At 60.2% G+C, this 24,046-nt stretch carries 18 protein-coding genes and 4 pseudogenes; 13 read left to right on the top strand and 9 right to left on the bottom strand.

Features of this window, described 5'->3' with window-relative positions; genetic code table 11:
- Positions 1–12: 12 nt before the first annotated feature.
- From ACV7GQ_RS19455 to ACV7GQ_RS19480, 6 genes are all read right to left on the bottom strand, one after another.
- Positions 13–2,346 (bottom strand): outer membrane protein assembly factor BamB family protein, encoded by a 2,334-nt coding sequence (locus tag ACV7GQ_RS19455; protein ID WP_470313605.1) that lies wholly within the window; start codon positions 2,344–2,346, stop codon positions 13–15.
- A gap of 494 nt (positions 2,347–2,840) precedes the next feature.
- The gene (locus ACV7GQ_RS19460) at positions 2,841–3,182 is read right to left on the bottom strand and encodes an AzlD domain-containing protein (protein ID WP_470313606.1); all 342 of its coding nucleotides are present in this window, start codon (positions 3,180–3,182) and stop codon (positions 2,841–2,843) included.
- On the bottom strand, positions 3,179–3,895 hold the full coding sequence (locus tag ACV7GQ_RS19465; protein WP_470313607.1) for an AzlC family ABC transporter permease: 717 nt from the start codon (positions 3,893–3,895) through the stop codon (positions 3,179–3,181). The genes ACV7GQ_RS19460 and ACV7GQ_RS19465 overlap by 4 nt, the downstream gene beginning before the upstream one ends.
- Positions 3,807–4,097 (bottom strand): hypothetical protein, encoded by a 291-nt coding sequence (locus ACV7GQ_RS19470; protein ID WP_470313608.1) that lies wholly within the window; start codon positions 4,095–4,097, stop codon positions 3,807–3,809. The genes ACV7GQ_RS19465 and ACV7GQ_RS19470 overlap by 89 nt, the downstream gene beginning before the upstream one ends.
- A 508-nt stretch (positions 4,098–4,605) precedes the next feature.
- Positions 4,606–4,944 (bottom strand): type II toxin-antitoxin system PemK/MazF family toxin, encoded by a 339-nt coding sequence (locus ACV7GQ_RS19475; RefSeq protein WP_470313609.1) that lies wholly within the window; start codon positions 4,942–4,944, stop codon positions 4,606–4,608.
- Positions 4,941–5,303: a TrmB family transcriptional regulator gene (locus ACV7GQ_RS19480; protein ID WP_470313610.1), complete on the bottom strand. Its 363-nt coding sequence runs from the start codon at positions 5,301–5,303 to the stop codon at positions 4,941–4,943. The genes ACV7GQ_RS19475 and ACV7GQ_RS19480 overlap by 4 nt, the downstream gene beginning before the upstream one ends.
- Positions 5,304–6,301: 998 nt before the next feature.
- On the opposite strand from ACV7GQ_RS19480, the pseudogene ACV7GQ_RS19485 reads away from it, so the two are divergent.
- The 3 genes and pseudogenes from ACV7GQ_RS19485 (at position 6,302) to ACV7GQ_RS19495 (ending at position 7,653) form a co-directional block, all read left to right on the top strand.
- Positions 6,302–6,902: pseudogene (locus ACV7GQ_RS19485) on the top strand (site-specific integrase).
- Positions 6,903–7,098: 196 nt separating this feature from the next.
- The gene (locus ACV7GQ_RS19490; RefSeq protein WP_470313611.1) at positions 7,099–7,386 is read left to right on the top strand and encodes a ribbon-helix-helix domain-containing protein; all 288 of its coding nucleotides are present in this window, start codon (positions 7,099–7,101) and stop codon (positions 7,384–7,386) included.
- Positions 7,387–7,390: 4 nt separating this feature from the next.
- Positions 7,391–7,653: pseudogene (locus ACV7GQ_RS19495) on the top strand (type II toxin-antitoxin system RelE family toxin).
- Positions 7,654–8,464: 811 nt separating this feature from the next.
- On the opposite strand, the pseudogene ACV7GQ_RS19500 reads toward ACV7GQ_RS19495, so the two are convergent.
- Positions 8,465–8,604, bottom strand: a pseudogene (locus ACV7GQ_RS19500) (AbrB/MazE/SpoVT family DNA-binding domain-containing protein); the annotation flags it as partial.
- A gap of 129 nt (positions 8,605–8,733) precedes the next feature.
- Positions 8,734–11,430: a cation-translocating P-type ATPase gene (locus tag ACV7GQ_RS19505; RefSeq protein WP_470313612.1), complete on the bottom strand. Its 2,697-nt coding sequence runs from the start codon at positions 11,428–11,430 to the stop codon at positions 8,734–8,736.
- A gap of 128 nt (positions 11,431–11,558) precedes the next feature.
- Here ACV7GQ_RS19505 and ACV7GQ_RS19510 point away from each other — a divergent pair, with 128 nt between their 5' ends.
- The 10 genes from ACV7GQ_RS19510 to ACV7GQ_RS19555 all read left to right on the top strand — a co-directional run bounded on the left by ACV7GQ_RS19510 (position 11,559) and on the right by ACV7GQ_RS19555 (position 22,274).
- Complete coding sequence (locus ACV7GQ_RS19510) at positions 11,559–11,708, top strand: hypothetical protein (protein ID WP_470313613.1); 150 nt, start codon at positions 11,559–11,561, stop codon at positions 11,706–11,708.
- Between the two features lie 1,316 nt (positions 11,709–13,024).
- The gene (locus ACV7GQ_RS19515) at positions 13,025–13,234 is read left to right on the top strand and encodes a hypothetical protein (RefSeq protein ID WP_470313614.1); all 210 of its coding nucleotides are present in this window, start codon (positions 13,025–13,027) and stop codon (positions 13,232–13,234) included.
- Between the two features lie 128 nt (positions 13,235–13,362).
- Positions 13,363–13,593 (top strand): hypothetical protein, encoded by a 231-nt coding sequence (locus tag ACV7GQ_RS19520; protein WP_470313615.1) that lies wholly within the window; start codon positions 13,363–13,365, stop codon positions 13,591–13,593.
- 572 nt (positions 13,594–14,165) lie between these two features.
- Positions 14,166–15,950: a cytochrome c oxidase subunit I gene (gene ctaD / locus ACV7GQ_RS19525; RefSeq protein WP_470313616.1), complete on the top strand. Its 1,785-nt coding sequence runs from the start codon at positions 14,166–14,168 to the stop codon at positions 15,948–15,950.
- A 484-nt stretch (positions 15,951–16,434) separates the two neighbouring features.
- Complete coding sequence (locus ACV7GQ_RS19530; protein WP_470313622.1) at positions 16,435–17,793, top strand: aminomethyl transferase family protein; 1,359 nt, start codon at positions 16,435–16,437, stop codon at positions 17,791–17,793.
- Between the two features lie 757 nt (positions 17,794–18,550).
- Positions 18,551–18,823 (top strand): DUF8110 family protein, encoded by a 273-nt coding sequence (locus ACV7GQ_RS19535; protein ID WP_470313617.1) that lies wholly within the window; start codon positions 18,551–18,553, stop codon positions 18,821–18,823.
- Between the two features lie 211 nt (positions 18,824–19,034).
- Positions 19,035–19,358, top strand: a complete 324-nt coding sequence (locus ACV7GQ_RS19540) for a DUF7344 domain-containing protein (RefSeq protein WP_470313618.1) — start codon at positions 19,035–19,037, stop codon at positions 19,356–19,358.
- A gap of 585 nt (positions 19,359–19,943) precedes the next feature.
- Positions 19,944–20,828, top strand: a complete 885-nt coding sequence (locus ACV7GQ_RS19545; protein ID WP_470312633.1) for an IS1595 family transposase — start codon at positions 19,944–19,946, stop codon at positions 20,826–20,828.
- 87 nt (positions 20,829–20,915) lie between these two features.
- Entirely contained in the window at positions 20,916–21,782 is an 867-nt protein-coding gene (locus ACV7GQ_RS19550; protein ID WP_470313619.1) for a hypothetical protein, read from the top strand.
- Between the two features lie 78 nt (positions 21,783–21,860).
- The gene (locus ACV7GQ_RS19555) at positions 21,861–22,274 is read left to right on the top strand and encodes a DoxX family protein (RefSeq protein ID WP_470313620.1); all 414 of its coding nucleotides are present in this window, start codon (positions 21,861–21,863) and stop codon (positions 22,272–22,274) included.
- A 10-nt stretch (positions 22,275–22,284) separates the two neighbouring features.
- On the opposite strand, the pseudogene ACV7GQ_RS19560 reads toward ACV7GQ_RS19555, so the two are convergent.
- Positions 22,285–23,765: pseudogene (locus tag ACV7GQ_RS19560) on the bottom strand (carotenoid oxygenase family protein).
- Between the last annotated feature and the right edge of the window lie 281 nt (positions 23,766–24,046).

Genomic DNA, 24,046 nt, shown 5'->3' on the forward strand with positions numbered 1-24,046 from the left:
GTTCCAGCGCTCTCAGGACCTGTAGAACCGATAGAGAGACGCGTCGTCACTGCCGACGAACACGCTATCGTCCGATATTGCCGGGGTTGAGCGAATCGAGCCGGTGGTCTCGAACCGGTCGACGAGGCCGCCATCCGCGGCGTTTACCGCGTACATCCGCCAGTTACCGGTCGCGAACACCGTTTCGTCGGCGACGACGGGTGCCGTATCCACGATGGGATCAGCGGAGGAGTCGATTGTGAGCGACCAGCGGCGGGTCCCGTTCGCGTCGAAGTGGTGGAGGAAGCCAGTGTACTCGGGGTCCTCGGTCTCCTCCTCGCTCCGTTCGATGCTCGTCGCGTACACCGAGTCCGCCGTGGCAGTGAGCGATCTGATCCGGTGCTGCTTATCGGGCCACGGTGGCGCCCGTTCGCCCAAATTGAGGGTCCAGCGGTCCGACCCGTCGGCGGCGTTCAGCGCGTAGACGTCGGATTCGAAGTACTCCCCTGGACTGTGGTAGATGGTGTCGCGGCCGGCCGCCAGCCAACTCACGTGCTGCTGCGTTTCCGTGGTCCAGACTCGGGTCCCGTCGGTGCGGTCCAGCGCCCAGATCCTTCCGTCGCCCCTCGCGACGTAGACACGGTCACCAGCGACCACCGGCGGCGTCGCGATTCCCGGGGGACACGCCTCTTCCTCGGACGACGACCACAGGATGTCGCCGGTCTCTGCATCGATTGCGAGGACCCCAGCTCCGCCCGTCCGGGTGGCGATGTAGACGGCTCCGTCGACCACGGTTCGAGCGAGGGGACCGGCCACGTCGAGCGACCAGTGGGTATCGCCAGTCTGGGCGTCGAAGGCCGAGAGGCTGCCCCTCATCGTGATCAACAAGTCGTCGGTAGCGACGATGTCGAGATCTGCGACCACACCCTCGTCCCGGGTCTGCCACCGCGCTTCGCCACTCGTGACGTCGACCGCGTAGAAGGCACCGGTCGTATCGGCTGCAAACAGCGTGGAGTCGGCCACAGCGAGAGCCGACCGCACTGGTCCCGCCGCGTCAAAGCGCCAGTCGACCTCCGGATCTGACCTGGTCAGCGCGTAGGCGTAGCCGTCGCTGTCGGTGAGCACCACCGCGTCGGAGACTGGGGCGACTGCGGAGCCGCTCCGGACTTCCATTCCGACCCCCATGGCGGATCCCCGCATCGGGAGCTTCCACAGTACCGACCCGTTCTCGGGATCGAGTGCCCACACGCCCGGCTCGCGTTCGTCGGAATCGGCGGTGTAGAAATTGGGACTGACAGTGAGGTAGACGACGCCGTCCCCGGACGCGACCGACCCGGGCGCGCCCCCGTCGGGGTCGATGGACCACGCAACACTTCCATCGTTGCGGTTGAGTGCAGTGACTCGTCCTCCTCCGCCCCCCACCTGCGCGAACGTGGGCACGACAACCAAGTCGTCGTAACGGGCTGGGGGCGCGGTGGGGAGTTGAATGTCTGGTCCCTCGATTCCGGTCGCCCAGCGCGTGCTTCCGTCGGCGCGGTCGAGTGCCTCCACGCTATCGCTGGTGGCACCGACGACGATGACCGAATCGTCGGCAACCATCGACACCGCATCTGTCCTCGTGTGCTCCGTCTCACCCCAGATGACGCTCCCGTCTGTAGCAGAGAGAGCGGTCGGACCGACGAACACCATATCGCCGTCCACTGCCACCCGGGAGGGGAGGCCGTAGTCGGTCCCGATCCCGGCCCGCCACTGCTGTTCGCCCGTCACCGCCTCGAATGCGTATGTAGATGGGGAATCAGCGTAGCCGACGGTCGAGGTGTAGACCGTCCCGTCTATCACGGCCGGCACAGACAGGAACCGATCGGAAATCCGTTTCGACCAGCGGAGCGTGCCGTCGGTCCGCGAGAAGGCGAGCAGCCTGCCGTCGCTGGCGACGTAGATGGCCTCCGGTCCGACCGCTGGGTAGCTGGCCGGTTCCTCCAACTCAGTCCGCCAGCGCGGGACGCCGTCCTCCAGATTGACCGCCGTCACGACGCCCCGTGACTCGTCTTCGGTCCCCGAATACCCGCCGAAGTAGACGATCCCGTCCACGATTGCTTGCCCGATATACCTGTTTGGCTCCGGCCCAAGACCGAGGTCCGTCACCTGTCGGCTCCAGTCGACCAGCGGTACTTCAGAAAACGACGCGCCTTGAGGGTTGGACCCTGTTCGGTGGGGACCGCAACCGAGCATCGGCCAGTCGGAGTCCGACTGACTGTCCGGGTTTACGGCCGCCTCAGCTCTCGACAGCTTCGTGTTCGCAAGAGTGGCCCCGCCGAGCGCGAGTCCGGCCGCGCCGATGAACGAGCGTCGTGTGTGATTTGACATCAAGCGACACTGTCTGGAGTGAGTTGGTTTATTATGTGTCTATTAAGGATTCAACCCCGATTCCGTGCTCTTTCGCCGGGCAGACACTGGAAAACGGTTACTACATGTGACGGCGGATGTGATGCCGAGTGACGGTTGCTCGGCTTTGCTACGTTGGCCCTGTTTATTCCTATCGATTCGACACTTTCCCCGCTGAAACAACCGTTGGTTAGGTCTGCAGACTGAACAGAGAAGGAGATTGAATCGGTGACACGTCTGACGTGGTTTCCGACAATAACCTCGTTGGTCTGTTGGATTCATCCCTTCTCCTTCCTTTTTTAGCTCCAGACTGTCATATAAAGGGTGAGCAGGTAACGGAAGCTGCGTCCGAGATCCCCATCAGCATGTTTGATGGACGGGCAATGAGGTAGCCGCCTCATCCGCTCTTCTCACGGGTTTGCAACACTCGGTTTCAACTGCTTCGAAACACATCCAATGGAAAAGAGCGGATATAGCTAGAACAAAAACGATAGCCCCCATAGAACTCCCATGCCGACGGCGATTGTCGCCATCATGTTATCGGTTCGCCACGCGACGACCGCTGCGGTTGCACCAGCGACAGACCGCACGTTGACGATTGTATCGATGACCCCCTCCCCCGCTAGTGGAAAGAGTGCCGGGAAGACGAGGGCGGCGAGGACGGCGGCCGGAATGAAACCAAGCGCCCGCTCTACTACCGGCGGGAACCCGTCAAGGTACGCGTACAACTGAATGAACGAGAGGCGTAGACCGAACGTCCCGATGCCCAACACGCCGATAAGTACCCACACCATCCCCGAGTCGAAGGTCTCGGTCATTCAGGCCTCCCCCATCGACGGCTGAGCATCCCAGCGACGACACCTCCAAGGGTGGCGACGACGATTCCAAGCCCAAGTGGAGCACCGCTACTGACGACTGCGACCACCCCGCCGACGAGAGCAGCGGTCTTAGTGGCGGTATCCGTGAGGAAGTTCATCAGAAGCGCGATGAAAGCCAGGGGTACGATAAAATTCAATTCGAGGCCCTGAGGAACGCTCGCGCTGAATGCGACACCGCCGACAACGAACACCTGAACCGTGATCCACAGCGGAATCGCCATACCGAGATAGAAGCCACGAACGTCTGCCGTCGGCTCCGATTTGAAATGCTCGACAGTGAGAGCGTACACTGGCGTCCAGAGGAAGTACGCGAGCAGCCATTTCCATCCGGAAGAGAACCGCTCGAAGTACGGGGCAATGGAGAGGCTGAGAATCACGACTCGAATACCGACGACCAACGCTGTCACGACGATGACGACGGCCGGTAATCGGTCGGCGAGAAGGTCGACCGCCGCTAACCAACAACGGCCCGGGAATACTCCGTCTTGTTGGTTAGCCCAATCTCTCACTCCAGCGGCCGGTCGATACCGGATGCAGTCGCCGGTGGGGAACTGGCTGCGCCCATCAGTCGTCACCTGGCACCGAATCGGGAGACCGGTCCCAGAGCCGGCGGGCTGTCCCGTTCTTGGGCGGCTGTTCGTGGGCGATGTCATGCCGGTCGAGGGCCCGGTAGATCGTCTTCTTCTCGACGTCGTGGGCCCTAGCGAGGTCGGCAACCTCGAAGCCAGCCTCGAGGGCGGCGTCCAGGTACGCCGCCGAGGTGTAGGCATCCGACGAGAACTCGGCCAGATCGAGAGCGGCGACGATCTCGGCTCTTAGCTGCGCTGTGGCAGTCTGTGAATCGTGGTTGGTCATCAGCGTATATGTCAAGTTTACTAGCTACATTTCGGCAGCAGCAGTTCGAGACCGCTACCGGCCGATCCTGAGCGGGGCCATATATCGGAATTTCGAAATGAGTTTGTGGACAGGAACGAGTGCTGTGCTGACCGGGATATGCGGGGCCAGAGCCAAGGGTGAGTGGCGTTCAGCGTGCTGTCTGGACGGAGTGAAACCAGGGAATTCTAGCCGCCGTCAACGAGCGTTAGAGACTGCACTGAGCCCGTCGTGATTACCGAGCTCGAGGGAGTGGACGTGACGAGCAATCAGCCCGGCGGGAACGAAGCACGTTCTGGGAAATTAGGAGGTGTTGTGCCCCCTCCATTTAATACCCGCGCGCGTATGCATCTGGGCAGAAGTCAGCAGCCCGAGGCCGTTATTGCGCGGTCCTGAACGGGTCGGTATGTCTGAATTGCAAGCGCAATTCACGAGCATGGCTCTGGGCCCGATGTGGGCCGAGATCCAGTCCCGGAGCCGACGGTGACCCTCAGCCGTCGGGGGCCGGCGTATACCGATGCAGTTCCGTGACTGCCTCGGCAACGAGCGAGGTGTCGAGCGTGCCCTGGTGGCGGTCGAAGTCGCGATGCTTGATCGTCGTCGTATACCAGGGAGAGATGTACGCGTCGGCATCAGAGCCGCCCTCGAGCCAGGCATCATCCGGGACAGAGACAGCACCGGCGTGCTGCTGGGTCGTCATCGCGAGGGCGATACACTCCGTGTGTGCGAACGGGTGCGAGCTGTCGCTGACGATGACCCATGGTCGGTACGACGGGCCCGACCTGTGCGGTGCCGGGCCCCACCAGACGTCGCCCTGTTCATAGCTCATTCCGGCGACTCCGCGGACTCGTCGACGCCCGGGCCCCACTCGTCAGGATCCTCCTCACCGAGTCGGTCGGTCGCTGCGCGAGCGGTCGCGAGCGACGAGAGTGTCGTGTCGATGTCCTCGGCCTCGCCAATCGCCCAGTACTCCCCCCGGTGACGGACGAGCTCGCGATCTTCGAGCCGGGAGAGGACGACGCCGACGCTCCCCCGTGGGACATCGGTCGCCTCGTGGATCTCCTTGGGCGTGTACGCCTGGTCTGTGTTGGCAGCGAGGAACGCGAGGATCGCCTCGGCGTTCGTCCGACCGCCCGAGCGGAGGTCCTCGCTCGAGTCCTGCTCGAACCGGTCGATGTCGATAGGCATAATCGCTAATACGGTATCGACTGTAATAGATGTAATGAATGTAATAGCCAGTGCGGGTTTCGCATCTCCCAGAAAACTCAGATGAGGACTTGTATAATTAGCCGTGAATCAGTCAGTACAGAGAGCCTAATTATCAGTTTGGATTTTCAAGAGCCAATACAATTTCGTATGGAATTGACTCACCTGCATCCTGCTCCCCAGATTCCGAGATGAAAAATTCTTCCTCGAATCGATAGGTTCCGGACTTCAGATAACCTCCGACGCGACCGTCGTGATAAATCTCGTACTCGTTATGAACCGACTCACCGGAGTCAAATGTTTGGCCAGCACAGCCATAGTCTGGAAACCCCTCGGGAGGGTCAGCTACCCATCGGGGACCCTGTTCCGTTACGTACTGAGGGTCGTCAGCGAATCCAAGCCACAATCCTTGTGGATGGCTCGTCTGACTCCACCTATTGAATAGTGAGCACCCACCGGTCGAAACTGAGATCTCACGCGCCGACCCGTCGTTCGTGATTGTGACTCGGATTCGAGCCGTGTGTGTATCTGCAATCGTTGATTCAAGCACTGCCGTTTCAACTCGAACCTGATGCTCATCAGGTACTGACTCCTCTCTTGTGAGAGAGACACGCCGCTGAAGGCCTTCCTGAGGTGTGGTAGTCGAGGTTACCGATGACTGAGAGTCCGTGGTCGGTGCCCCTACACAACCACCAAGACCCAATAACCCACCCGCTCCGAGTCGTCTCAGAATTGTCCGTCGCTCCATAATCTCACTATTAAGCACACTAGTAAAACAGCGAGGATAAGACAAAGGGGAATTTGAACGATACGCACACCTACTGAGCGGGTATATCTTTGTTCTCCGTCTGAAACAAAGAGTAACGACTTGTCTAATAAGTCGTAACAGACGGTCCCGATTCGACCCTGCAGACCCCCCACAGCACCCCGTTCCTACCAACCAACTAGATACTAGTGTTACGGTAACTCAAGTAATCGTAATGCGCGTTGAATCCACCGCCGGGAACGAACACAAGGTGTGGCTCACCGACAGCGAGATCGAGGACCTTCGTCGTGCCACCAACTCCCAGCGGGACGACCTCATCATCCAGCTCGGGGCGTTCGTCGGCCTGCGTGCCTTCGAGATCCCACAGGTCCGACCGACCGACCGACATCAAACAGACTGACAGCGGGCAGTACCGCCTTCGCGTCGAGGCCATGAAGGACACGAGCGGGAATGGCGGGAAGCCTCGCGACGCCTACCTCCCCGACGGTGTCGAGCGCGATCTCCAGCGCTACCAGAACGAGCACAACATCACGCCGAAAGACCCCTTCATCGATCTGAAGCAGCCTGGCGTGCGGGCCGTCGTCCGCCGGACAGCAGAACGTGCCTCGAGGCAGACTGGCGACGAGGATTTCGAGAAGGTGAGCACGCACGATTTGCGGCGGCGGTTCGCCCAGCGGCTTCTCGTCGACGAGCAGGTGAACCCGCGGGTGGTGATGGCCGTCGGCGGCTGGGACAGTTTCGCAGCCATCGAACCGTACCTGAACGCGCCAAGCGAGGATGTAATCGATGAGGCCTTCGACGCCGTCGACGTCTGAACCTATCGATACTCACGCCGGGGTTCTGGGACATCGGAACAGTCACCCCATTCTATTACTACACCACCAAGTTCGAGATCTGCTTTGGACGATACTGACCCGGGCCACCTGACAGCGGATTTCGCTACGGTGGGTCCGGAGCGGGTGGTTGTCAGGTCGCCGGTCACTTATGTGTGAGACATGCGTCTCACAACACATGAGTACCGACACCGACGACGGTCGCGACGGCGAGGGATCGACGAAAATCGACGTCCGCGTCCCGAAGCAGTTGCTCGACCAGATCGATGCGGAGTACGAACGGCGAGGGTACACATCTCGCTCAGAGGGTGTTCGCGACGCGTTGCGGGCGTGGGTCGACCCACCCGTCAGACTCTCAGAAGAGGTTCTCGAAGACCTGCAGACGAGTCGTGAGCAGCGGGAGCGTGGCGAGACACACTCGCTTGACGAGGTCGCCGGCAAGTACGGCGTCGACGTCGACGAGTGAGTAGATGACGGACGTCGAGATCACGTCGCAAGCTGATGAGCACCTGGAGAGCTCGAGGCCGAGCCCCGCGAGCGCATTCTGAAGAAACTCGCTGAAGCTCGGGAGTGGACCGACCACCGACTCGAGCCGCTCTCCGGGTGGCCGTACTACAAACTCCGCGCCGGCGACTACCGAGCCATCATCACCTGGGACAAGGACGACGACGTGCTATACGTCGAGGCCGTCGGCCACCGCCGGAACGTCTACGACCGGCACCTTCCACCATAACCCACCTCTGACTGAGAATACACGTCTCACCCATCCGTCGAGCAGATTTACCGTTGGCGTGCACATCGCACCGCATCATTCCTTTGGACGATATCGTCGATATACATGAGGCGCTGACGGCAGGAAATCGACTCAAACACGGGTCGGGCTCTTCTAAGACCATAACAAATTGCTCGACGGGGTATTTAAACGGTGCCCGGGTCTGAGAAATTGCTCGACGACAGGGTGTACTGCCCGATTTCGAAGAGCGCCCATACTGCGTTTCGAGGGAGCAGCTGGCTGAGAGAGGCTTATAAACAGTTTACTGCTATCTCAGGCAGTTCAAACTCGGGAGTATAGTCCGCCAGTAGAGATGGTATATCCGATTGTGGAAAGATGTACGAAGCTGTCGACGGAATCACGCCGGTGACTGAACGCTCATGCTCGGTCGACCCCCAGCGCTGCGGTCGTCGCGAGGATTCGCTTGTCGTCGGCCGTGTCTTCGTCCTGCCTGTTGAGGTGGCGGACTATTCTTCACAATCTGACGACGAATCAGACAGCCCCATGGTAACGTGATGATTGCTGAATCGGAAGCCGAGATCGACTCAACCTGAGAGTGATTCAAACTAACCAACACACCCCGTTTTGACCCGGTCTGTTGGTTAGCCGAGCGGCGCACCGCCGGCGTGATCACGCCGGCGTTCTGGAAGGGCGGTGCAATAGACGCGCATGAAGTTTGCATCACTCGCGGTTGGTCTCGAACCACTCCACACCAAAGTCCACGAGTTCCCGTTGGGCAATTAGTTTCGCACCGCCTACCTCGATTTGCTTCGACTCGAATGTGCCCGTCGTCTTCGACTTGCCGGCGGAGCTGGTCACCGTCGTCGATATCATGTTCACGCCGTCTTCGGGCAGGGATATTTGCTTAGTTCCCAGAAACGTACTTTCGGCGTCGATTCCGTCGCTGCTCATACCGCCAGTATGTGACCTGCCATCAAAATCCTAGTGTGGCGCCACACTATTTCCAGTATCCACGCTCATTTTTCGTTCGGCGGGGGCGTGATTTCGTACTTGAGCATCTTCGAAAAGTCGGTCGAGTCCTCAGCGACCGCATCGAAACCGCCAACTCACTTTGTGCAGTTCCATCACGACTGCCAGAATCAATGCGAGTGCCCCAAACAGGAGCCAGTAGGACGGGCTCACCGGTGCGGTCTGCAGGACGCGCTGAGCAGTCGGGAGGTACAGTGCAGCGACGTGGATGGTGAATGCGGCTGACGCTCCCATCAGCAGAATTGGACTGTTGAGCGGCGACAAGCGGAATATGGACCGTGTCTCCGATCGACTGTTCCCGATGTGGACGTTCTCGAACAGAACCATCAACAGTAGCAGTCCGTTTCTGGCAGCCGGTTCGGACCAGCCGCTGTTCAGGAGCCACCGGAAGACCGCGAATCCGATTATCCCGATCGTGAGCGCGCCGACGACCGTTCGCTCGATCATGAGTCGGTTGAAAATTCGTTCGGTCGGGGTGCGCGGAGGGCGCCCCAGAACATCCTCCTCTTTCGGTTCAAACGCCAGGGCGACGTCCTGGATACCATTCGTGACGAGGTTCAGCCAGAGTAACTGGACAGGGAGAAGCGGGAGAGGGAGTCCGGCTGACAGGCTCAAAAGAACGAGCACGACCTCTGCCGCGCCGGTCGAGACGAGCAGGTAGATGACCTTCCTGATGTTGTCGAACGCGATTCGTCCTTCCTCTATCCCGGCGACGATGGTCGAGAAGTTGTCGTCCGAGATGATGAGCTGGGCAGTATCGCGGGCGACATCCGTTCCCTCCCGACCCATTGCAATGCCGATATTTGCCACCTTGAGGGCTGGCGCATCGTTGACGCCGTCCCCGGTGACCGCGACGAAGTGGCCCGCAGACTGCGCGGCCTGGACGATCTGGAGTTTTTGCTCGGGGGCGACGCGAGCGAAGACTCTAATAGAATCGATTTTCGCGACCAGCTCGTCGGGTGAGAGCGACGCTAGCTCCTGTCCAGTCAGTACCTCCTCACGCCGGTCAGCCAGCCCCAGCTCGCGCGCGATTGCCAGGGCTGTCTCCGGGTGGTCACCAGTCACCATCGACACGGCAATCCCAGCTCTGTTGGCCGTCGCGATTGCCTCCTCGACCCCGGGGCGAAGCGGGTCGATCATGCCGAGAAACCCTCGGAAAACTAATCCCGCCGGGTCGGGCGGCGAACCACCGTCCTCGTCCCCTTCAGCTCGTCCGTCTGCAACAGCGAGCACCCGATACCCCGATTCGGCCAGTTCTCGTGCTGCCTCGAGGCGAGCCTGTTCGTCCTGCTCGTCGATGGCACACATCGACAGCACACGTTCCGGGGCCCCCTTCACGAACACCTTCGTGCCGTCGGCGTCCTCGTGAAACGTAGCCGCGTAGCGCCGTTCGGGTTCGAAGGGAATAGTTCCGACCTGCGGGAATCGCTCGATGGCCGTCTCCCGCTCCCAGCCGAGTTTTCGAGCGAACGAGAGGAACGCGATGTCCGTGGGGTCACCCCGCCAGGCCCAGTCATCCCCTCGACGGTAGAGGTGTCCCTCGTTGCAGAGCGTCGCGGCGCGGGCAACGTCTTCGAGTGCCGCTCCTGGTGACTCGATCGAAACACCGTTTTGTAACACCTCTCCCTCGGGTTGATAACCTGTCCCCGTGACGTCGTATGCCGTCCCGTCGGGGAGGACAACGCGACGAACGGTCAACTCGTTCTCCGTCAACGTCCCCGTCTTGTCGGTCGCGATCATCGTACAACTGCCCAGTCCCTCGACGGCGACCAGCTGCCGGACGATTACTCCCACTCTGGCCATCCGTCTGGTCGCGGCCCCCAGCGCAGCAGTCAGTGAGACCGGGAGCCCCTCTGGAATAGCGGATACCGCGAGCGCCACCGCGAAGAAAAACATCTCGAACAGGCCGAATCCCCGAACGAAGACGCCGAGGAGTACCGCCACGACCGCCGCGACTAAGACGGCCCCACCGATGATGTGGGTGAACCGTTCCATCCGCTGGAGGAGTGGCGGATCACCTCCCTCGACGTCAGTCACATCGCGGGCGAGCCGACCAATGACGGTCTCTGCCCCCGTTTCCACGACCACCCCACGAGCCCGCCCTCTCGTGGCCGTCGTCCCGGCGAAGGCCATGTTCCATCGGTCCCCGATCGGTGCTGTCTGCTCGGCCACCCACGCTGGGTCCTTCGCGACGGGGCTGGATTCGCCGGTAAGCGACGACTCGTCGAGTTCGAGCCCTGTCGCCGAGATCAACCGGATATCCGCCGGAATTCGGTTCCCTGATTCGAGGAAAACAACGTCGCCTGGGACGACGGCCTCGCTATCGACGTCGACGACCTCGCCGTCTCTCAGAACGGTGGCGCTCGTTCGAATGAGTTGCTGGAGCGAGAGGCTACCACGCTCCGCCTGAAACTCTTGGACGCCGGCTATAAGCGCGTTGACAAGCAACACGAGGGCAATGAAGACGGCGTCAGTCCATTCACCGATGACAATGGAGGTGACGGCGGCCGCGACGAGGACGTAGATGAGGGGGCTCCTGAACTGCCTGACGAAGATGCGCCACACGGGAGTGGGTTCTCGCTGGGGCAACCGGTTGGGCCCGTACCGCTCCTGTCGTGCCTGTACAGCGTCTGTCGACAGGCCCTCCTCGAAATCGTCAATGGCAAGCGTCTCGTAGACTTCGTCCAGGTCCATCGCGTGCCATTGATACGGCATTGGTTCGTCCGTATCGGGTTCCTCGACTTCCATCTACGTCGACCGAGTAGTATGTCAATAGGTAGCAATATATTCGCTCCGGTGAAGTCCGTCCCGCGTGGGCCGCGCAACCACTCGAACATGATTTGAAAGTGCCTTGGGAGGACAGGGGGATCGAGAAGATGGTGACTGATCGTCGCTACCGACCACTCGAACAGTCGATGCCGACCGGCCTCCCACTGGTCCTCTGTCTTCTCGGTGGCACGTTCAGCATCCTCGTTCTCGTCTGGGCGGCTGGGATCACGTTAAATCGGGCCATCGCAATCGCATAGCACTACGACGTGCCGGCGGCTGCTCGAATCGTATCGAACTCCGTCAGCGTCTCGAACAGGACGGGAACCGAGGCTTCGTTATAGACCGGCGGTACGCCGCCAGTCGACCACCCGACCTGGTCTTTGACCCGCTCGGAACTGACCATCGAGACAGTCGTTCCCGGGACCAACATGGGCAGCAAGAATCCATCCAGCGAGGTCACACTCGGACGCTAGAGGGTGCTGCAGACGTGACTGGAGATGGCATCAAAGAGACGAAATGGGGGATCGGTCGCCGGTAGAGCGTGGGGGGTGACAAAGTACTCGTCCGACGACCGATTTGTCACTCGACACCACTCACTGATAAGAGGCCGGAAATCGGCCGACTGACCACAATTAATCCTGCAGAATCCGCACAGACAGCGCAGCCGACCATGCACACATCGCTAGCGATATCTGTCAGGACTTGCGAATCGTCCCTGCGACGAGACTGCCCGCCGGACGAAGTAGTACCACTCCACCGACAGACGTCGTCCCGACGGCCGCTCGGTGCCTGTCCCGAAGCATACGAGCGCAACCGACGCTCCGCACTGGTGCCCATGACTCTCAATCTCTCAGGCAGTGGCCGGTGAAGGGACGAGCGAAGGCCGCCGACACCGGGCGGCGGCCCCGACGGAGAGATGGAGGGTGGGCCCCATCGGGAGAGATCAGATGCGTCCATGCTGGGGGGTCGGACACGCGGTTCACAGATGAACCACGTCGTTGCAATGGGACCCACGGCCACTTCAGGACAGGTACTGTATAAAGCAGCAGCCTCCGTTTTGAGGCCGTATCTGGGACCGACGCTGACGAGACACTGGCAAAATATGAATTGCCGAGAGGACCCTGGGTCGTCGATGCTGTCTAAGGACGGTTCTCTCCCGTACTGTCTACAACGGTGAATCCGGCAGCCCCCGGACCAGGCTCATCGAGGCCGCGAATGCTGCCCTCTCTACCGTGACGGTCAACAACCGAAGCGTGACGGCAACGTCAGGTCAGTGGTCAACGGTGAACTCGACTCGGACGAACTGTAGGTACCCTACCTCTTTTCGGGGTCGCCGTGTTTGTGGGAACATCTTTCGCGGGACCCGCGAATTTCGGCCCACAGAGCAGGACGTTCGTGTTGGTCCCGCAATCGGCTTCCGAAGTGGTGAGTCTGACAGCTCGAACGATGTGCGGCAACTCTACCGGTCCGGACTGAAGCCGACGAAGGACCCCCGTGAGCAAACGGTTCCACTTTCACTTTCACCCTGCACCCATGGCTCACCCCCTTTACAGACAACGTGCTCTAGCCGGTCATGGGCACTGTATACGACGACAGAAGGGTCCACGAACGGGCCGAACGCCGCACGTACCGCGAGCACTGGACGACCATCGTCCTCGAGGAACAGCCCGACGGCCATTGGCTCGCCACGCAGAATGGTGTTGTCGTGGAAGGTCATGGCGACACGGCCGCCGCCGCTGCCGCCGCCTACTGCAGCAAGATCTCGGAGGCCGGTGATGAGTAAAGCGCGACGTGGAGCCCCACGCATTCGGTATCGCTGCCGGGCCTGTAGCGCCGCGTTCACGGACTCGCTGGCCGGCGTCGTCGCCTGTCCGCGCTGCCAGTCGATCGCCGACCACGAACAGGTGGGCCATGGAGTCGAGTGAGCCTCCACTCACGAGCGAGTACGAAGCGATCGCTCGCCGTCTGGCCGATGGCTGGCGGATGCGATGTCCCCACGGCCACAGTGACCTGCGGGATGGCGATGGACCGTCGGTGTTCTGCAAGACCTGCGGGGCTGCCTACCACTACGCCGATCTCGTCGACGCCCGTGAAGCCGACAGTCTCCGACTGGTCTCACCACCCGACCACCGCCATCCTTGACCAGCGACGCTTGAGCGCAAACTTCTAGGCCGCCCAGCAGAGACAGCCATCATTACCTTCGTCCCTATCGGCGAGCTCCTGATCGGTCTCGGTCTTGTCCTACTCGGCTTGGTAGCGATGGGGGGTATCGAGACGCTCATTGGAAGTACTCACTTCACCGAGCGAGTTCCCGGAGTAGGCGTCATCAGCGTCAAGACCTCGTCTATCCCTGATCGTCGAGCGTACATCGTCACTTTCGTGTTCCTCGTCCCCCTCACGTGGAGTGTCTCCCGGGTCACTCGTGCGATCATTGCGTCAATCAGCGCAGATACGTGAACTGGTCCTGGTGCCGAGTCGTACGGGGGGCGTACGGGTCCCAGACCGGCAGTCAGTAGCCGGATGGTACATCGCTCTATCTAGAAGAGGCACGCAGTTCTGAGTACAACATATATTCCGGCGTACCAGGACCTCTTGCGGTATCTCTGTAACGTTCGGACCGGTCTGAAACCCACGAAATATTCCATCTCCCGTATAAATAGGTTATACGTTTAACCTACAGAAAAATACAGTCGCGGGCTATCCTAATCTTTAGAATGGCTATCGGAGATCTAATGCTGACGGGGTTGATGGCCATCCTCCTCGTCGGCATCGCGGCGCTTCTCACGCGCATCGAGAACTGGCGGTCGTACACGCCGCTGGCGGGCGGCGGCACCGCCACGGGTGAGACCGTCGTCCACCGTGAGAAACCCGCAGGTATCGTTCGCTGGCTAACCACAGTCGACCACAAGGACATCGGGCTGCTGTACGGCGTCTACGCCGTCATCGCCTTCGCCGTCGGTGGCATCATGGCGCTGCTCATCCGCCTGCAACTCGTCACTCCGGGCGGGGCGTTGCTGGGCGCGAACGCCTACAACTCCATCCTGACGAGCCATGGCATCACCATGCTATTCCTGTTCGGCACGCCCATCATCGCCGCGTTCGCGAACTACTTCATCCCGCTACTCATCGGCGCCGACGACATGGCGTTCCCCCGCATCAACGCCATCGCCTTCTGGCTCCTCCCACCGGCCGCTCTGCTCATCTGGGCCGGGTTCTTCCTCGCGCCGGTCACCGAGAACATGATCGAACCGGCACAGACCGCCTGGACGATGTACACCCCGCTGTCGGTCGAACAGGCCAACCCCGGCGTCGACCTGATGCTGCTGGGCCTGCACCTCTCCGGTGTCGCGGCCACGATGGGCGCCATCAACTTCATCGTGACAGTCTTTACCGAACGGGCCGACGAGGTTAGCTGGGCGAACCTCGATATCTTCTCGTGGACTATCATCACCCAATCGGCGCTCATCCTCTTCTCGTTCCCGCTGCTGGGCAGCGCACTGGTGATGCTTCTACTCGACCGGAACCTCGCGACGACGTTCTTCGCCGTCGAAGGTGGCGGCCCACTGCTGTGGCAACACCTGTTCTGGTTCTTCGGCCACCCCGAGGTGTACATCCTCGTCCTGCCACCGATGGGACTGGTGAGCCTCATCCTGCCGAAGTTCGCCGGCCGGAAGCTGTTCGGCTTCAAGTTCGTCGTCTACTCCACGCTGGCTATCGGCGTGCTCTCGTTCGGCGTCTGGGCCCACCACATGTTCTCGACGGGCATGGACCCGCGCCTGCGAGCCTCCTTTATGGCCGTCTCCATCGCTATCTCGATACCCAGTGCGGTGAAGACGTTCAACTGGATCACGACGATGTGGAACGGCCGCCTCCGACTGACCACGCCGATGCTGTTCTGTATCGGCTTCGTCTCGAACTTCATCATCGGCGGCGTCACCGGTGTCTTCCTCGCCTCCATCCCCGTCGATCTGGTGCTGCACGACACCTACTACGTCGTCGGACACTTCCACTACATTGTGATGGGCGCTCTCGGATTCGGTGCCTTCGCAGGTATCTACTACTGGTTCCCGGTGTTCACCGGACGGATGTACCAGCGCACCCTGGGCAAGGCCCACTTCTGGCTCTCGATAGTCGGAACCAACGTCACGTTCTTCGCGATGCTGGCGCTGGGCTACCTCGGCATGCCGCGCCGGTACGCCACCTACCAGTTTGACGGCGCCATCGCGCCGCTGGCACAGGTCCAGACGTACCACCTGCTCGCCACCGTGGGCGCACTCATCCTGTTCGTCGGCCAGCTCATCTTCGTCTGGAACGTCGTCCAGTCGTGGCTCGAAGGCCCGAAGGTCGAGGACGGCGACCCGTGGAACCTCGAGCGCGACGGGATGCTCGACCGCGAGTTCCAGTGGTTCGGCCGCAAACTGGAGACGGCCGTCACCGACGGCGGCGAGGACGAGGAGCAGTCCGCACTGTTTGACGATAGCGAGCCGACGGAAGACTGAGCCATCAGACGCTGTTCCGCGAGTTTTGCAGTTCCCGTCCGATAAACGATTTCACTACTTCGTTGCCGTAACGGTCACAATGGAACTGACAAGTCTTGGGCGGTTGGAAGAAACGCTGTGGCAGACACCATCGGGGTCAGGTAGTGATGTGCTAGGTAGGTGCCGCTCTGCAGCACGACGTCAGTGACTTACGCCTCTCGTGGTTCTGGCCGCACCGAGCAAGCGACGTATACAAAGATAGATGTTCGGAAGTTTTTGACCCCCACATAAACGGGTTAAACGAATAAGCTACAGAGTGATTCGGTGGCGGCTATGCTAATTGGTAGTATGGCACTGTATTCCGGTGGCGCCGAGCGAACCAGAGCTACTGAACCACGATTCTCCCTCAGAGAGGGGGTTATCACGGCATTCAACACCAGTCGATCCAACCGTATCTGGACGACGCTATTCGACCATTATGATGGAGGACCAAAGTAGATCAACAATGGCGGGTAATCAGCATCATCCAAACCACCCCGACGTCGACCAGTCGGATCGTACCATCCCCAGAAATCTCCGTCAGACAGGTGACGCAGATGTCGACCTCCTGATCTCTACGCGAGTTCGGCAGTCACCGTTCTGGCACCTCTCCGTCGAGGCGGGGTGTCGGCAGGCGACGGTCTACAATCACATGTACCACCCGCGGTCGTACATCGACCCCGACGATGGCGGGTTAGACGCCGAATACGATATGCTGGTCAACGAGGTGACGCTGATGGACGTCGCGGTCGAGCGCCAGATCCGTGTCGAGGGACCCGATGCCGAGGCGTTCGTCAACCACGTCATCACGCGAGACGCGACCGATATTGACCCGATGCGTGGGAAGTACTCCATCTGCTGCAACCAAGACGGCGGTATCCTCAACGACTTCGTCCTGTTGCGACTCGCCGACGACGAGTTCTGGTTCTCCATCGCAGACGCCGACCTGAAACAGTGGCTGCAAGGAGTCACGGTGCACTCCGATTTCGAGGTCGACATCGACGAGATCGACGTCTCGCCGATGCAGGTCCAGGGCCCGAAATCGCCGGCCGTGATGGAGTCACTTCTCGGGGACGTGATCGAAGATATCCCGTACTACGGCCTGATGGAAGCCACGGTCAACGACATCCCGGTGCTGGTGAGTCAGACCGGCTTCTCCGGAGAGGCGGGATTCGAGATATACGTCCGTGAGGCGACGACGAACGCCGAAGCCGTGTGGAACCCAGTCCTCGAAGCGGTCGAAGCCCACGGGGGTACCGTGACAGGCATCTCCCATCAACGACGTATCGCTGCCGGAATCATGTCGCTGGGACAGGACATGGACGACCAGACGTCACCGTTCCAGGTCAACCTCGGCTATCAGGTTCCCGACGACAAGGACGCGGACTACATCGGTAAAGCCGAACTGGAACGCCAGCAGGAAGCCATCGAGAACGGTGAGTTCCCGTTCACGCATAAACTGGTCGGCCTGAAGATGGCCGGCGAACCAATCAAGGACTACGCCCCGGACTTCTGGATCATCTCGGATCCGGAGACCGGCGACGAGTGTGGGTACATAACGTCGGCGTGGTGGAATCCAGAACTAGGGACCAATATCGGCCTGGGATTCGTGCCGGCGGAGAAACTGCAGGCCGCGACTGACGTTCCGCTCGACGACTCGATATACGACGCGGATATCGACGTGGAATTCGAAGTCCACCTCCCGGACGAGTTCGCCGAAGAGCCCGTCTATGCGACGGTAGCGAAAGTTCCGTTCAAAGAGTCAGTCAATCCCAGCGCTCGCGAACAGGCCAAGATTCACGCCAGGGACGATATGAACGATTAACGGGTTTCGGCCAGCAGGAGAACGAGAATAGGCACCCAGGGAGCATTCGAGACCGGAAAAGTGCGCATGCCAGAACCAGTCATCACGTCGGCCGGCGCATCGCCAATCGGCCGAGAGTGAATACAGCAGTGTGTGTGCGCCGACTACTCGACCTCTGTCAGAAATGGTGTGACCGATACAGGGAGTGTGTGTCCAGTATGGTGTCGTCGCAATGATTGACATCCTCCTCCGCGGAAACGCGGAGGAATCCCGAGCGGTGGGAGTTTCAGGTTTGCAGTCCCGGCAGTGGGCTACCACACCTTTCGGGCACGGGTAATCCCACAGCATCGGTGTGGTGGACTGCTGGCGGTGCCAAGCCGCCGTTACCCCTATCCTCGACCATGTAGGGCGTCCCTGTGTTGTTTTTGCCACAGGGATGCCAGCAGGCGTCGGCGGACTCGGGGATACCTTTAGGTTCGCTGTGAGCAGTCAGCACGGGCACACCCTTCTAGAATGTGCGTTCACTGCCTGCCCTTCCGGATATTACCTCGTTACAGGGGTGGACAGGCCACCTCCGAAGGATAGGACGGAATCCGCTCCGTTCCACCCGATTCCTACATATAAATAGGGTTGCCTGTCACTTAAGCTCCAGTATTCTGAAACTCAGAGCGTTGTCGAACGTGGACTCGCTCACAAGCGACGGCGCGTATCCACGGCGTGAACGCCGTGGTATTGCGCCTGCTCAGCGTATAAAGCTCTTCCCAGCGTTACACGGTATATGTCTGGTACGTTAGAGGAGGAGTATCCTGAGGCTGCTCCGTATATTCTGGATGCAGTCGAAGAGCATGGCGAAGACTGGGTGATTGAGAATTACTTCCCAAAGATTGCCCAACTGGGGGCAGTGATGGATATACCATCAATTGAAGAATTACCCTTCTATGACGAGAAAAAGCACGATATACCCAGCGAAGAGGAACAACGACAACAGGCAGAAGCGTACCGAGCCTACCTGAAAAATCTCCGTACCGGACACAAACCCGGTGAAGAGTAGCTCCCTAGATGACTAATTTGCGCCTGTATGCAGCAGGTCTCCTATCATCAACTCGATTTCTGTCAGTGCCACCGCGACCGACACAGAAGATGGGTTCAGCAGACAGAGTGCGGATTTAACATCCGATTCGAAATATAGTTGCCTTATATATTTAACATCATTAGTAATCAGAAGTGGCATTCTTGAATGTCATATGAGCAGAGATTCCCCGATGTCGGAACGGGACCAGTGGGAATCGATTCTCAATGCGCTCTCGGACCCATATCGGCGGCATCTGCTGGTCGCACTCCTCCAGCATGACCCCCAAGACGACGACCTTGACCCGATGGACATCGTTGCCGACACCGGCGAGGATGAAAAACACCTACAGATCCAGATGGTCCATACCCATCTGCCCAAACTGGAGGACCTCGGCTTCATCGCGTGGGACTCCGAAGAGAATCGAATCAATAGAGGCCCGCGCTGGGACGACATCAAGCCGGTGCTCAGCCTCATTGAGGACCACCGGGACGAACTTCCCAGGGGCTGGCTGTAGGTAGCTCTCAGCCCATTCGAGACGGGCATCGCCTGTATTGACCGACACACTGCCCGTTTTGTGCTGAAGGGGGCTGACCGACTCGTGCCCTGTATGCAACAATAACGTTTCGATCTACTCAATCACTATCAGTACCGACGTGACCGATAGAGAGGATGTGCTCGGCAAGTGGCTACTCTGTTACACCGGTCAGCAAACAACCGGTATCGGGGCGTACTGATTAAAGAACATACCCCTTATCGCCACTTACTCTGGTTCGTCGTTCTGAAGCTGTTCGACCTGCGCCTCTAATCTGCCGATTTTCCGCTCGATTCGATCCAAGCGATCGCTAACACTCCCTCCCGAACGAATCCGGAGGAGAAAGTAGCCGAGGCCACCTAAGAACCCAACGAGAACCAGTAGATTGAGACCGAGGGCGATAACGAGCACAAGGAGTTCGGGACCACCTGGAATCTGCAGAGGGACCATCGCTCCTAGCAACGCAAAGAGTTAGTACGCTCTTGCGTAGAAGATTGTTGATACTGCAGAGCGGTAGCTGCGGAGTCGAAGAGGACAAGGGCACCGCGTCAGCGGTGCCCGACACGAATGATTCCGCTAGATGTGTTTGGGTCGGAATCGGTCGCAGCGGACCTGCTGGAACAGGTTCGCTGGCGTGACGGTGTTACCTGTCCTCGCTGCCGTTCTGACCGGACGGTCAGAAACGGCAGCTACAGAGAGTTTCAACGGTATCTCTGTAAGAATTGCGACCGAACGTTCAACGACAAGACCGGCACAATCTTCGCTCATTCGAAGATTGCGCTCCGTCGGTGGTTGTTCTCAATTTACGCGTTCCTCCGGTTTAACACGAGTCTCCGCCAACTACAGTGCGAAATCGGAGTAACACACAAAACGATGCACCGGCGCATCGAGCGCTTCGCCAGAGCGCTCGATGCGCCTTCTCTCGATCTTGTCGGACCCGTCGAAATCGACGAAGTGTACGTTTCTGCGGGGAAGAAAGGCCGCGAGCGCGACCGGGAGTCGCGCTCGCGTGGCCTGTCCACGCGCGGGCGTGGTTCGTATAGCGGCGACAAGCCACCGGTGTTCATTCTCGCTGACCGCGGCACCGGACAGCGGTACGTGATCCCGTCGAAAGCCGCGGACGAATCGACGATTCGACTCCTGCTGGCCGACCGCCAGCAGGAGTCGCTCACCGTCTATACCGACGGCTTTCGAGCGTACGAACCGCTCGAAGACGACGACGCATTCGACCGCGAATACGTCGTCCACGGCGACGGCGAATACGCCGACGACGAGGTCCACGTCAACACCTGCGAGAGCCACGCGTCGCAGGTGCGACGGTGGCTCTCGCCCCACCGAGGAATCTCCAAAGACAAGCTAACACAGTATCTCAGAGCGTTTCAGCTGCGCCGAGAGCTGTTTCGGAAACCCGGCCGAGATGCTCTCAAGCACGCTGTTCGAGCGACACTGTGAAATCAACAATGTGCTACGGATGAGCGTATCGTCGTAATCGGTAGTCGACTCGTCGTCTATGGTCTGGCATGGGTCTGGGTCGGAATCGTGCCGAGCCGCCCGGACGGGACCCAGCTCAGACGGGCCTGGGCCTTTGCCAGGTGGAGTATCCCGGACCAGATACTCGATCGCTTCTCGTACAACATGCCTGTGTACGTGTTGGGCGTCGTCGCGACGCCGCTTGCAGTTGGCGTGTACGAGACGGCGGACCGGATCGCCGATTTCGGGGCCACCATCGCGTGGGAGCTGTCCTCGCCGCTCCTCACGAAGGTCAGTGGCGACACTGCGGCAGAGGAGGATGTCAGCGCGTATCTCGGCGCAGCGGTAACCAGTGGGACTGGTGTCACGTTTCTGGTCTTCGGATATCTGCTCGCCGCGCACGGCTTGCTTGCCGATATCGCGTTCTCGGCCACTCGTCGCGCGTTCTCGACGACGGTCTTGCTCGTCGGCGGTGTCAACCTCTTCCGAGGCTTCTGGACACTGGCATCACACGCCATCGAGGGCGTCGGGCGACCGAGCGTGAGCTTCCGTACGAAACTACTGGGGCTCGGACTCGGACTCCCAATTCCCGTGGTGTACGGGGCGCAAGCTGGCGCTGTCGCAGGTGCCCTCGGCTATGCCGTGATGAACCTCGCCGTCTGTGGCTACGTGGTCTACCACGCAACCGAAATCTTCGGGACGCCGCTGGTCGATACGGCAATCGTGCTGCGACTCATCGTTGGTCTGGGCACGACGGCCATGGCGACCTGGGCTGTCGTCCGTGCTATGACTGGTATCGGGCTTTCAGCGGCCGTCGTAGCCGCTCTGGCTGCGCTGCTCGCCGTCGTGGTCTTCAGCACGACACTCGGCGTTCTCTCAAGACGGGTCCGATATGCGTTCAGACGAGCCTCTCGCATCTATCTCGGCCGACTGTAGTCCGGGCGGGACAGGCAGAATGCCGGGTGAAGTCCTGTATCCGAACTTGCTTCCCACTCCTACCCGTACCCGGAGGCGATGCGTGTTGGTCTGGACCGGTTCAAACGTCCACTGTTGTACGTGATGGGGCCACTGTACGTTGTCGCCGGTATCTTGCATTTCCTCGTTCCGCAGCTGTACGTCCAGATAGTACCCCCGGCTCTACCGGCGCCGCTGGTTCTGGTGTATCTTTCCGGCGTCGCCGAAGTCGCCGTCGGAATCGGGCTGCTGGTGCCACGGACACGTCCGTATGCTGCGTGGGCGACGATCGCGTTACTCGTCGCGATCTTCCCCGCGAACGTGTACATGGCGGTATCGATGGTCGCTATCGAGGGGGCACCCGGCGGGGGTGACCCCTCGGCGTTGGCCCGGTGGGCCCGGTTACCTCTCCAAGGGGTATTGATTCTGTGGGCATACTGGTATACCGACGCAGTGACTGAAGATAGCACGTAGCGCTGACTGGTCAGCCGCCAGTCGCCACTCGAAGTTCCGGGAAGTAGCGGCCGTGAAAGTCGAACGGGGCCGCATGGGGCAGCGTCACCCGAGCGCGTTCCTCGAACGTCGTCCCGTCAAGCACGAGCAACCGTGACCGTTCGCGGTCGGTATCGAGACCAACCGTCAAGACGACGCCGTCGTCTTCGCTGTCGGCGTCGGGTGCCGGGACGAAAATCGGCTCACCGAAGTAATCACCACCACCATCGAACGTTTTGGTCGAGCCCGTAGCCGTGTCGAGTTTGAGTATCCGACGGGCCCATTCGGTGACGGGCGTGTCCATCCCCATCGCGTAGATGTACCGATGGGGACTGCACCAGCAGCGGGGTGAGACCGTCGGCAGTGCGCTGCCATCACCGTAGAGCATCTCGCGTCCCACAGTTGCCTCCCCACCGCCGTAGCGAGGAGTCCTGCTGGCGGTGCCAATGTCGACAGTGAACCGTTCGAGACGACCGACGATAGCACCCATCTCGCCGGCCCTGAGGTTATCCAGATACAGTGAGTCTATCGTGGTCGCGTCAGGCACCGTTTCGAGATCGAAGACGATCTCTCGACCATTGTTTCGTTCAAAGGCATTGATATGGTGAAAGCCGAACATAGCTTCGATGACGGGTTCAGCGACCACCGCACCGGTCGTCCGGTCCATGACGACGATTCGGGTTCCACGGTCTGGGTCCCACTCGAACTGTTCGATGAATGGTGCCTGTCGGCCCGGCTTGAGGAACCGCCGCGGGTCGAGTCGTAGGGGAAACTCCGTGAGCACGACGTACCGCGGTGTCAGGGCGAAACTGTGCATGTAGGCCGGCCGGTCCGTGTCGACACTCCCGACGTGCCGACGGTCGCCCGCTGAGGTGGTCGCGGTGACGTGATACTTGCTGGTGCGCCCGAACCTTGTCTCGACGTTGACCAGCACCCCCGTCGCGGGGTCACGCTTGAGGTGAGCACAGGACAGTTGCCCTGCTGGTACATCGTCGTCGTACTCGAGGTGGCCGACCGTCTCGAGCGTGTTCGGATCGAACCGGACCTTCCTCGGTGATTCAGTCAGAGCGACGTAGTCGTCGCCGACTCGCTCCGCGATGATGTTGGTGTTGTCGTACGGGTCCGTCAGAAAGGTCGCCAGACGTGACCGGAGCGTGGTCTCGCCCGTTGCAAACCCACCCTCGAAGTCGTCTCGTCGTGCGGCCTCGTACGCGTCGGTTCGAAGGAATCGGTTCCAGTAGTGGACCGTGTCTCCGTCGGCACCACCAGCCCGTGTCCCCGGGTCGAAGGTGAACCGATATAGCATCGCGAATCCGTCGAACCAGTGGTCCACGTTGCTACCCGACGGAACGTCGAAAGCCCCGGGCCGTTCCGGACGAGACTGCCAGTGAGCCACTCCGGTAAGGTACCCGTCACCGCAAGCGACGTCGCTGTCTCCTCGTGCAGCGAGTGAAAGCCGGGATAGGGTTCCATGGGCATTCCAAGGCCTCGGCCGGCTAAGAACTGGCGGCGGCACCACCTCGGCTGTTATGTGTATCGGTGTGTGGTCTGTCGGACGTCGACCGCAGATGTCTCGGAGCTTTCGGGAGGGAACTAGTCAGGAATTTCGCGTTTCAGGTTTAGACACGGCCGACTGTCTGCAGGTCCTACACTTCAAGCGTGGGTAATCAACTCACTATGATACTCCTCAGTGACTCACTGCCAACGACCCTACTGGATTGTACGACTACGTCGCTTGAAGATTCCCTGGCAGT

The organism is Haloarcula sp. MBLA0163, assembly GCF_055632435.1.

Bases quoted from the DNA above. Each gene is read 5' to 3' on its own strand.
- ACV7GQ_RS19475 (WP_470313609.1), bottom strand. From the start codon at position 4,944: ATGAGCTATGAACAGGGCGACGTCTGGTGGGGCCCGGCACCGCACAGG.
- ACV7GQ_RS19535 (WP_470313617.1), top strand. From the start codon at position 18,551: ATGTCTGGTACGTTAGAGGAGGAGTATCCTGAGGCTGCTCCGTATATT.
- ACV7GQ_RS19540 (WP_470313618.1), top strand. From the start codon at position 19,035: ATGTCGGAACGGGACCAGTGGGAATCGATTCTCAATGCGCTCTCGGAC.
- ACV7GQ_RS19545 (WP_470312633.1), top strand. From the start codon at position 19,944: ATGATTCCGCTAGATGTGTTTGGGTCGGAATCGGTCGCAGCGGACCTG.
- ACV7GQ_RS19470 (WP_470313608.1), bottom strand. From the start codon at position 4,097: ATGACCAACCACGATTCACAGACTGCCACAGCGCAGCTAAGAGCCGAG.
- ACV7GQ_RS19490 (WP_470313611.1), top strand. From the start codon at position 7,099: ATGAGTACCGACACCGACGACGGTCGCGACGGCGAGGGATCGACGAAA.
- ACV7GQ_RS19460 (WP_470313606.1), bottom strand. From the start codon at position 3,182: ATGACCGAGACCTTCGACTCGGGGATGGTGTGGGTACTTATCGGCGTG.
- ACV7GQ_RS19520 (WP_470313615.1), top strand. From the start codon at position 13,363: ATGGAGTCGAGTGAGCCTCCACTCACGAGCGAGTACGAAGCGATCGCT.
- ACV7GQ_RS19530 (WP_470313622.1), top strand. From the start codon at position 16,435: ATGGCGGGTAATCAGCATCATCCAAACCACCCCGACGTCGACCAGTCG.
- ACV7GQ_RS19555 (WP_470313620.1), top strand. From the start codon at position 21,861: ATGCGTGTTGGTCTGGACCGGTTCAAACGTCCACTGTTGTACGTGATG.
- ACV7GQ_RS19465 (WP_470313607.1), bottom strand. From the start codon at position 3,895: ATGACATCGCCCACGAACAGCCGCCCAAGAACGGGACAGCCCGCCGGC.
- ACV7GQ_RS19505 (WP_470313612.1), bottom strand. From the start codon at position 11,430: ATGGAAGTCGAGGAACCCGATACGGACGAACCAATGCCGTATCAATGG.
- ACV7GQ_RS19515 (WP_470313614.1), top strand. From the start codon at position 13,025: ATGGGCACTGTATACGACGACAGAAGGGTCCACGAACGGGCCGAACGC.
- ctaD (WP_470313616.1), top strand. From the start codon at position 14,166: ATGGCTATCGGAGATCTAATGCTGACGGGGTTGATGGCCATCCTCCTC.
- ACV7GQ_RS19455 (WP_470313605.1), bottom strand. From the start codon at position 2,346: ATGTCAAATCACACACGACGCTCGTTCATCGGCGCGGCCGGACTCGCG.
- ACV7GQ_RS19510 (WP_470313613.1), top strand. From the start codon at position 11,559: ATGGTGACTGATCGTCGCTACCGACCACTCGAACAGTCGATGCCGACC.
- ACV7GQ_RS19480 (WP_470313610.1), bottom strand. From the start codon at position 5,303: ATGCCTATCGACATCGACCGGTTCGAGCAGGACTCGAGCGAGGACCTC.